Origin of the sequence: Flavobacterium panacis, assembly GCF_024649945.1 — a bacterium.
Classification (GTDB): Bacteria; Bacteroidota; Bacteroidia; order Flavobacteriales; family Flavobacteriaceae; genus Flavobacterium; species Flavobacterium panacis.
Genome location: NZ_JANKMS010000035.1, coordinates 1 through 1,290, shown reverse-complemented (window position 1 = coordinate 1,290; position 1,290 = coordinate 1). Strand labels below are relative to the sequence as shown.

1 protein-coding gene is annotated in these 1,290 nt (G+C 45.1%); it reads right to left on the bottom strand.

From position 1 onward, the window contains the following. Window positions 1-1,290: condensation domain-containing protein (locus NQQ59_RS25215; RefSeq protein WP_257698480.1), on the bottom strand; the 1,290-nt coding region annotated here is incomplete at both ends.

The following is a 1,290-nucleotide window of genomic DNA, read 5'->3' as shown; positions in this document are numbered from 1 at the left end:
GTATTGATGAAAAGACCTAAGGAATCCGCCGCTCCCAATGAACCCTGGAGCCTTCCCGAAAACAACGATCCAAAAACAGCATACTCCCTGTTGCTGCATCTGGCCACTACCAATCCGTAAGCTGCATGGAACAGAACCGCCGGGCTTATCGCATGGGTTGCAACCAATTTGCGAAGTGCCTTGCTTAATTCTTTTGATAAAACGGTATGGGATTCCTCAATACCCCTGCCGTCCCCCAAAACATTCGACAGCTCGAATGGATAGGTAGGCTCTTCTATCCCCCCTAACAAAGTCTTGAAATAAGTTTCTCCATCATTCATCCTTTGCGCATGAAGGGTATGCCCTATAAAATCACGGTACAGGACAGGAACTCCCAAACTATCGCCTTTACCTGACAAATACATTCTAATCTCTGATATGATTTTCTCCATACCAACATGGTCGATTATCAGGTGGTGCTGGTACACTATCAGATAATGACAGCCGTTATCGACATCATCTGCCGATTTCAATTCCAGCAACGGTGCCTTGGAAACATCCATCCAATATACTCCCGGAGCTGTAAGGGAATCCAATTGGGATAAAACTGATTTTGAACCATCCAGTTCCAAATGCTCCACAAATAAAGGCGCTTCACGAAGTACTACCTGAACAGATCCCGGCAGACCTGAACTCAAAACACATGTACGCAGAACATCATGGCGGTCCACAACAAACTGCAGGGCCTCAATAAAAGAATCCCGCTTGCATGCATCCGAAAAACAAAGCAGACGGGGAAGTACATAAGGATCTCCCGCCTTGGGATCACTCATCAGATGATGGAAATAAATTCCTTCCTGCAATGGAGATAAAGGATAGATATCCTGTATGTTGGAAACACCACCAATTACAGTGTTTGTTATATGATCAAGTTCACTTTGGGTCAAATCCACCAAAGGAACCATCGAGGGGGTGATGGTATAACCATCCACTCCTATTCCATTCTCAGGAACACGATATACCAAAGATAAAGAGGACAACCTCTCACTCATCAGCGCTATCGTTGGTCCTGCAAAAATATCTTTTACCCCTATATGAAAATCAAGCTTCTGCAAACGCGAAATCAATTGGACTGCCAATAGACTGTGCCCGCCCAATTCGAAGAAGTTGTCATGAATACCTACTTTTTCTATCCCAAGCAAGTTCTGCCAAATGGCAGCCAATTGCTCTTCCCTCTCTGTACGAGGCGCAACATACTCCTTGGTCGATAAATCCGAACTCTCAGGTTCAGGCAACGATTTCCTGTCAAGC